We start from the raw sequence: 8,003 nt of genomic DNA, 5'->3' as shown, positions 1-8,003 counted from the left end.
GGCGGCGGTCGTCCAACAAGGGCTGGGTGGGGTTCCATGGGGTTCCGGTTTCGGCGTCGCGGCGGCGGCGGGCTATCGCGGACAGCGCCTCCAGCACCACCCGGTTGCCCAGGTACGCGGTGATGTCGGCGTGGTCGTACGGCGGGGCGACCTCGACCACGTCCAGCCCGACCACCGGCAGCTCGTAACAGACCCGGCGCACCGCGTCGAGCAGCTGCCGGGACGTGAACCCGCCCGGCTCCGGCGTGCCGGTTCCCGGCGCCATGCCCGGGTCGACCACGTCCACGTCGACGGAGAGGAACACGCCCTCGCACTCGTCGGTGGCGATCCCGAACGCCTCGGTCAGGCAGGTGTCCAGGCCGCGCGCCACGATCTCGGTCATCTCGTACGAGCGCATCCGCTGTTCCGCCATCCACGCCAGCGTGTCCGGGCCGGGCCAGTAGCCGCGCAGCCCGATCTGGAGGAAGCGGTCGCCGCGTACCGCGCCGGACTCGATGAGCCGGCGCATCGGCTGGCCGTGGCCGTGCAGTGAGCCGAACTCGACGTCCCCGGTGTCGGCGTGCGCGTCGAAGTGCACCAGCGACACCCGGCCGAGCCCGTGGTGCCGGGCCACGCCGGTGGCGTCGGGCAGCGCGATGGAGTGGTCGCCGCCGAGCACCACCGGGATCGCCCCGGCCGAGGCGACCGCGTGTACGGCGGTCTCCAGCGCGGCGAGCGAGCGCTCGATGTCGCCGCCGAACATCTCCACGTCGCCGGCGTCGTAGACGCACAGGTCCTTCAGTCCGTCCACGCGCAGCGCCAGCGACGGGCGCGAGCCGTCGTGCGGCAGGTAGCAGGCCTGCCGGATGGCGGACGGCCCGAACCGGGTGCCCGGCCGGTGCGAGGTGCCACCGTCGAACGGCGCCCCGATGATCACCACGTCCGCGTCGGCGTACGTGACCGGCTCCTCGACTGTGCACGGCGGCACGCCGAGGAACGTGATGTCGGGACCGTACATCGGGCCGTACCGGGTCATCGTTCCTCCATCCCCCACGGCGAACCGTAGCCGGTGAGCAGGTCCAGGAAGGGGGTCGGCGGGAACGCCTCCGGGCCGAGCACGCCCGTGCCCGTCCAGGCGCCGGTGGCGAGCAGTTCCAGCGCGACGACCGGGTTGACGGCGGTCTGCCAGACCACCGCCTGGTGGCCGTACTCGGCCATGGACCACTCGTTGTCGACCACGTGGTACAGGTAGACGCGGCGCGGGTGGCCGTCCGGCCCGGTGCCGGTGACGTACGTGCCGGCGCAGGTCTTGCCGCTCATCCGGTCGCCGAGCGTGGCCGGGTCGGGCAGCGCGGCGGCCACCAGGTCGCGCGGTGACACGTCGACGCCGCGTACGCGCACCGGCTGGGTCGAGTCCAGCCCGAGTTTGTGCAGCGTGCGCAACACCTCGATGAACTCGGTGCCGAGGCCGTACTTGAAGGTGACCCGCTTCGCCGGCACCCAGCGCGGGATGAGCAGTACCTCCTCGTGCTCGACGTTGACGCACTCGACCGGGCCGATCCCGGCCGGGAAGTCGAAGACCTCCGGCTCGCTGAACGGTTCGGTGGTGAACCAGCCGCGCCCGGCCTCCCAGATCACCGGCGGGTTGAGGCACTCCTCGATGGTGGTCCAGATGGAGAACGACGGCGCGAAGTCGTACCCGGCGACTGTGAGGTTCGCGCCGTCGCGTACCCCGATCTCGTCGATCTCGGCGAACAGCTCGTCGGCGGCGTAGCGGGCGAAGACGTCGGACAGGCCCGGTTCGACGCCGATGCCGCACAGCGCGAGCCGCCCGGCGGCGGCCCACCGCTGCGCGACGGCGAACTGCTCGTCGCCGAGCTTGACCCCCGTCTCGGCGTAGGGGCGCTCGGGGTGCGGCCGGGACAGCGACATGGCCATGTCGAGGTAGTCGGCCCCGGCGGCGAACGCGCCGTCGAAGATCGGCATGACGAAGCGCGGGTCGACGGCGTTGAGCACGTGGGTGATGCGGTGTTCCCGGCACAGCGCGGCCACCGCGTCGGCGGAGGAGGCGTCCACAGTGGCGGCGACGAACCGGTCGCCGTGCCCGGCGACGGCCCGTGCCGCACGCGCCGGGTCGTGGTCGGCGACCACCATGACCTCGAAGAAGGAACGGCGGGCGGCGATGGATACGGCGGCGGAGCCGACGCCACCGGCGCCGACGAGGAGGATACGCATCAGGAGTCGAACCCCAGTCCAAGACGGTCGAGAGTACGGAGCCAGAGGTTGCGCCGACCGTCGCGCGCGTCGGCGCGGGCGAGCGACCAGCGGGTGAGGTTGATGCCCACGGACCGGGCCGGTTCCGGCGGGAACGGCAGCGGCTTGCGGCGCACCAGGTCGAGGCGGGTCAGCGGGGTGTCGGTGCCGGAGAGCAGGTCGAGCGTGACGCGGGCGCCGAACCGGGTCGCGCCGACGCCGAGCCCCGTGAACCCGGCCGCGTACGCCAGGCGTCCTTCGTACGCGGTGCCGAAGAACGCGCAGAACCGGGTGCAGGTGTCGATGACGCCACCCCAGCGGTGACTGAACCGCACGTCGGCGAGCTGCGGGAACGTGGTGAAGAAGTGCGACGCCAGCGTGGTGAAGGTGGCCTCGCGCTGCTCCAGCGCGGGCGCCACCCGGTTGCCGTAGTGGTAGATCGCGTCGTAGCCGCCGAACAGGATCCGGTTGTCGGCGGTGAGCCGGTAGTAGTGGAACTGGTTGCCGGTGTCGGCGAGCCCCTGCCGGTGCCGCCAGCCGATCGCGTCGCGCTGCGCGGCGGTCAGCGGCTCGGTCGTCAGCGCGTAGTCGTAGACCGGCACGATCCAGGAGCGCAGCCGGCGCAGAAGTGGCGGGAACGCGTTCGTGGCCAGCACGACCTGCCGCGCCCGTACCGCGCCGGGCGCCGCGTCCGCGCCGCCCGCCGTGGTGGCGCGCAGCCCGGCGCCGTCGCGGGCCAGGCCGGTGACGCGGGTGTGCTCGTGCACGCGTACGCCCAGGTCGAGCGCGGCCCGGCGCAGTCCCCAAGCGAGCTTCGCCGGGTCGAGCAGGGCCACCCGGTCGGCGTCCCACATCCCGCCCAGGTACGTCGGCGACGCCACCTCGGCGCGTACCTCGTCGCGGTCGAGCAGCCGCACGTCGTGGCCGTACCGGCGGGCCAGCGCGGCGTCGGCGGCGAGCCCGTCGAGCTGGTACGGCTCGACCGCCACCGCCAGCTCGCCGGTACGTTCGAGGTCGCAGTCGATGTCGTACTTCGCCACAGTGGCGGCGATGGCGTCCAGGTTCTCCCGGCCCAGCCGTTCCAGCTCACCGATCTCGCCGGGGAACCGCTCGACGCCGTTGGCGAGCCCGTGGGTCAGCGACGCGGCGCAGAACCCGCCGTTGCGCCCGGACGCCGCCCAGCCGCACGTGCCCGCGTCGACGAGCAGGACGTCGCGGTCCGGGTCGGCCTCCTTGGCCAGCAGCGCGGTCCACAGCCCGGCGTACCCGCCGCCGACCACGAGCAGGTCGGCGGTGTGCGACCCGGCCAGCGACGGCAGCGGGTCGGGGCGAACCGGGCGGTCCAGCCAGTACGACACGGGCGCGGCGTCGGCCAGCGCCCGGCCGGTATGCGGGAGTGTCATGGCTTGCCCGCCGGTGTGGCGACCATCGCGAGGGCGGCCCGTCGCGCCCGCCGCCCGCGCAGCGAGGTGGCCCCGACCAGCAGCAACGCGATCACGAACATGGCCGTGCCGATCACGTTGACCTGCGGCGGGATGCCCCGCTGGGAGGCGCCCCAGACGTACATGGGGAACGTGACAGTGGTGCCGGCGTTGAAGTTCGTGATGATGAAGTCGTCGAAGCTCAGCGAGAACGCCAGCAGCGAGGCGGCCACGATGCCGGGCAGCACCAGCGGCAGCGTGATCCGGCGGAACGTCTGCCACTCGCTGGCGTACAGGTCCATCGCGGCCTCCTCCAGCCGCCGGTCCATGCCGGCGAGCCGGGCCTTCACGGTGACCACGACGAACGACACGCAGAACATGACGTGCGCGATGACGATGGTCCAGAAGCCCTGCGGCACCCCGGCGGCGACGAAGAGGGCGAGCAGCGAGGTGCCCATCACCAGTTCCGGGGTGGCCATCGGCAGGAAGATCAGGCCGTTGAGCCCGGACCGGCCGCGGAAGCTGTGCCGGACCAGCGCGAACGCCATCAGCGTGCCGAGGAGCGTGGAGACGACCGTGGCGATGAGCCCGATCTGCATGCTGCGCACCACGGCGTCGCACATGTCCGAGGTGGCGCAGGGCTGCTTCCAGTTGTCGAGCGTGAACTCGTTGAAGTCGTAGGAGAGCCGGCTGGAGGGCCGGTTGAAGGACAGACCGGCGACTACCATGATCGGCAGCGTCAGGTAGCCGAGGACGAGCAGGGCCACGCCCATCACCCACCGGTCGGCGAACCAGCGCTTCAGTCTGCTCACAGCGCCCGCCTCTCGTTCGCGACTGCGGGGCTCCGCTTCGCTGCGCTCCTCGCACTCACAGAACCTCCTCCGTTCCCGCGCGGCGCAGGTAGACGAAGACGATCGCCAGGATCGCGGCCATCAGCAGGAACGACAGCGCCGCGCCCTGCGGATAGTCCAGCCGGACCAGGAACGCCGAGTCGATGACGTTGCCGATCATGTACTCGTTCGGCGTACCGAGCAGCTCGGCGTTGATGTAGTCACCGGTGGCCGGGATGAAGAACAGCAGCGTGCCGGCGATCAGGCCGGGCATCGACAGCGGCAGCGTGACCTTGGCGAACGCGCGCGGCGGGCTCGCGTACAGGTCGCTCGCCGCCTCCAGCAGCCGGGGATCGAGCCGCTCCAGGCTCGCGTACAGCGGCAGCACCAGGAACGGCAGGAAGTTGTACGTCAGGCCGAGCACCACGGCGATCGGGGTGGCCAGCAGCCGGCCGTCCGGGCCGAGCAGGTGCACGTCACGCAGCAGCCCGACCAGCGCGCCGTTGTCCGACAGGATGGTCTTCCAGGCCAGCGTGCGCACCAGGAAGCTGGTGAACATCGGCGCGACCACCGCCACCAGCAGCAGGTTCTTCCACCGGCCGGCCTTCTGCGCGATCGCGTACGCCAGCGGATAGCCCATCAGCAGCGCGAGCACCAGCGCGATGGCCGAGTAGAGGAACGACCGGGAGAACTGCGGCCAGTACGCCTGCAGCGCGTCCGGGTAGTTGCCGAACGCCCAGGTCATGGCGTACCCGGTGGAGAGCGACCCGGCCGGGTCGTAGAGGCTGGCGGAGGCGAGCTGCACCAGCGGGAGCGCGAAGAAGACGAGCAGCCAGACCGCGCCGGGCAGCAGCAACAGGTACGGCAGGAGGCGGCTGCGCCCGCGCCGCACCGGCGGCGGCACCGGCTTCCCGGCGGAGGTCGGTACGTGGGCCAGCGCGCTCATGCCGCCACTCCGCTTCGCTCCGCGCCGTCATGAGGCACCCTCGCGCTGAGCCAGCCGATTCGCTCGCTGCGCTCGCTCATGCCGCCACTCCGCTTCGCTCCGTGCCGCCATGAGGCACCCTCGCGCTGAGCCTGCCGATTCGCTCGCTGCGCTCGCTCATGCCGACGCACCCACCGGCGGCTCGTCGAGCAGCGGCGTGGTCTGGTCGTCCTCACCGGCGGCCCGGGGCAGCAGGAACGCGTGCCGCGGATCCCAGTGCGCGGTCACCGCCGTACCGACGGCGAGCCGGCCGCCCAGCCCGCTGTTCGCGGCGAACGCGGACAGCTCGCTGCCCCACGCGGTGCGCACGAGGTACTGGGTGCTCACCCCGACGTAGGAGGTGTCGGTGACCACGCCGCCGACGTGCTGGTGCCCGGCCGGCACCCGGTCCGGACCGTCGGCCAGGTGCAGCTTCTCGGGACGTACGCCGAGGAAGGCCGGCCCGTCGGTGAGCCGGGCCCGGCCGGCGGGCACCGAGAAGCGCGCGCCGTGCGCCGTGACCAGCACGTCGTCGGCGGCGCGGCCGCCGGCTTCGGCGGCGAGCAGGTTGGACTGGCCGAGGAAGTTCGCCACGAAGGCGGTGGCCGGGTACTCGTAGATGTCGGCGGGCGCGCCGAGTTGCTCGATCCGGCCTGCGTTCATCACCGCGACCGTGTCGGCCATCGTCATGGCCTCCTCCTGGTCGTGGGTGACGTGCACGAACGTGATGCCCACCTCGGTCTGGATCCGCTTCAGCTCGATCTGCATCTGCCGGCGCAGCTTCAGGTCGAGCGCGCCGAGCGGCTCGTCGAGCAGGAGCACCTGCGGGTGGTTGATGAGCGCCCGGGCCAGCGCGACGCGCTGCTGCTGGCCGCCGGAGAGCTGGGCCGGGCGGCGCCGGCCGTACCCTTCGAGCTGCACCAGCGCGAGCATCCGCTCGACCTGGTCGCCCACCTTGCGGATGCCGCGGCGGCGCAGCCCGAACGCCACGTTCTCGTGGATGTCCAGGTGCGGGAACAGGGCGTAGCTCTGGAAGACGGTGTTCACCGGCCGCTTGTACGGCCGCAGCCCGGCGATGTCCTGCTCGCCGAGCAGCACCTGCCCGCTGGTGGGCTGCTCCAGCCCGGCGATCATCCGCAGCGTGGTGGTCTTGCCGCAGCCGGACGCGCCGAGCAGGGCGAAGAACGAGCCCTGCGGGACGGTCAGGGTGAGGTCGTCGACGGCGGTGAAGACGCCGAACCGCTTGGTCAGGTCGACCAGTCGCAGGTCGCCGGCCGGGGTCTGCTGCCCCTTCACGCGCCGATCACCTGCTGGAACTTGGTCTCGTACTCCTTCTCCTGCGCTTCGTCGAGCGCCATGAAGACCTTGGCCTTGGACAGCATCGCGTCGTCCGGGAAGATCAGCGGGTTGGTGGCCAGATCCGGGTCGATCTTCTCCATCTCGGCCTGCGCGCCCTGCACCGGGCAGATGTAGTTGACGTACGCGGCCAGCTTCGCGGCCACCGCCGGGTCGTAGTAGTGGTTCATCAACGCCTCGGCGTTGGCCTTGTGGGTGGCCTTGTTCGGCACCAGCATGTTGTCCGACCAGAGCATCACGCCGGACTCGGGCACCACGAACTTGATCTTCTCGTCCTCGAAGCCGAGCTGGACCACGTCGCCGGACCAGCCGATGCACGCGGCGATGTCGCCCTTGGCCAGGTCGGGCGCGTAGTCGTTGCCGGTGAACCGCCGGATCTGCTTGCTGTCCACGGCCTTCTTGAGCTTGTTCAGCGCGTCGTCGAACTGGGCGGCGGTGAACTTGGCCGGGTCGTGGCCGAGCGACTGGAGCAGCAGGCCGATGGTGTCGCGCATCTCCGACAGCACTGTCACCTTGCCCTTGAGATCGGGGCGGGTGAGCAGCTCGTCGACGGTGCGGATCTCCTTGGTGACCTTCGCGTTGTACGCGAGCCCGGCCAGACCGGACTGCCACGGGACCGCGAGCTGGGTCTCGGCGTCGAAGGAGCGCCCGCGCAGCGACGGCAGCAGGTTCGCCTCGACGTTGGGCATCTTCGACTTGTCCAACTTCTGCACCCAGCCGAGGCGGATCATCCGGGCGGCCATCCAGTCGGTGAGCACCATGATGTCCCGGCCGGTGCTCTGGCACCCGGCGAGCTGGTTGCGGACCTTGCCGAAGAACTCGTTGTTGTCGTTGACGTCCTCTGTGTACGTCACCTGGATGCCGGAGGCGGCGACGAACGCGTCGAGCGTGGGGCGCTTGGACTCGTCCTTCTCGTCGGTGTCCATGTACTGCGGCCAGTTCGAGAAGGCGACCTTCTTCTCGGTGGCGGACAGATCCTCGCTCTTGCAGCCGGCTTCGGTCTGCTGGGCGCCCTTGGTCCCGCAGCCGGCCAGGGTGCCCGCGGTGGCGAGCAGCGCGGCCGAGCCGACGGTCCCGGTGAGCAGACCACGCCGGGTGAGGGGCCGGAGGGGACTACGCATGTGACGACTCCTTGGGGGGCCTCGTCGGCGGCGGGACGGGGGCGGCGCGCCGCCGACGATGCCCCCCGGTTTCGGCCAG

Annotated in this window: 7 protein-coding genes; all 7 read right to left on the bottom strand. The window is 71.4% G+C overall.

Annotated elements, in window-relative coordinates:
• Nucleotides 1–1,015: agmatinase (speB, locus tag EAD96_RS01595; RefSeq protein ID WP_121683014.1), on the bottom strand; the 1,015-nt coding region annotated here is incomplete at its 3' end.
• The gene (locus EAD96_RS01590) at nucleotides 1,012–2,214 is read right to left on the bottom strand and encodes a saccharopine dehydrogenase family protein (protein ID WP_121683013.1); all 1,203 of its coding nucleotides are present in this window, start codon (nucleotides 2,212–2,214) and stop codon (nucleotides 1,012–1,014) included. The genes EAD96_RS01590 and speB, both read right to left, overlap by 4 nt.
• Nucleotides 2,214–3,635: an FAD-binding oxidoreductase gene (locus EAD96_RS01585; RefSeq protein WP_121683012.1), complete on the bottom strand. Its 1,422-nt coding sequence runs from the start codon at nucleotides 3,633–3,635 to the stop codon at nucleotides 2,214–2,216. The genes EAD96_RS01590 and EAD96_RS01585 overlap by 1 nt, the downstream gene beginning before the upstream one ends.
• The gene (locus EAD96_RS01580) at nucleotides 3,632–4,465 is read right to left on the bottom strand and encodes an ABC transporter permease (protein WP_121683011.1); all 834 of its coding nucleotides are present in this window, start codon (nucleotides 4,463–4,465) and stop codon (nucleotides 3,632–3,634) included. The genes EAD96_RS01585 and EAD96_RS01580 overlap by 4 nt, the downstream gene beginning before the upstream one ends.
• Nucleotides 4,466–4,520: 55 nt before the next feature.
• Nucleotides 4,521–5,429: an ABC transporter permease gene (locus EAD96_RS01575; protein ID WP_121683010.1), complete on the bottom strand. Its 909-nt coding sequence runs from the start codon at nucleotides 5,427–5,429 to the stop codon at nucleotides 4,521–4,523.
• 156 nt (nucleotides 5,430–5,585) lie between these two features.
• Entirely contained in the window at nucleotides 5,586–6,743 is a 1,158-nt protein-coding gene (locus EAD96_RS01570; RefSeq protein ID WP_121683009.1) for an ABC transporter ATP-binding protein, read from the bottom strand.
• Complete coding sequence (locus EAD96_RS01565) at nucleotides 6,740–7,924, bottom strand: spermidine/putrescine ABC transporter substrate-binding protein (RefSeq protein ID WP_121683008.1); 1,185 nt, start codon at nucleotides 7,922–7,924, stop codon at nucleotides 6,740–6,742. Before EAD96_RS01565 ends, EAD96_RS01570 begins: the two co-directional genes overlap by 4 nt.
• Nucleotides 7,925–8,003: the final 79 nt, after the last annotated feature.

It is taken from the genome of Micromonospora sp. BL1, from assembly GCF_003667485.1.
Lineage (GTDB): Bacteria > Actinomycetota > Actinomycetes > Mycobacteriales > Micromonosporaceae > Micromonospora > Micromonospora tulbaghiae.
Note: the sequence above shows the minus strand (reverse complement) of the source record. Positions and strands in the feature narration are given on the sequence as shown.

Excerpts from the sequence above, each read along its gene's own strand:
- EAD96_RS01590 (WP_121683013.1), bottom strand. The coding sequence starts at position 2,214 with ATGCGTATCCTCCTCGTCGGCGCCGGTGGCGTCGGCTCCGCCGCCGTA.
- EAD96_RS01585 (WP_121683012.1), bottom strand. The coding sequence starts at position 3,635 with ATGACACTCCCGCATACCGGCCGGGCGCTGGCCGACGCCGCGCCCGTG.
- EAD96_RS01575 (WP_121683010.1), bottom strand. The coding sequence starts at position 5,429 with ATGAGCGCGCTGGCCCACGTACCGACCTCCGCCGGGAAGCCGGTGCCG.
- EAD96_RS01565 (WP_121683008.1), bottom strand. The coding sequence starts at position 7,924 with ATGCGTAGTCCCCTCCGGCCCCTCACCCGGCGTGGTCTGCTCACCGGG.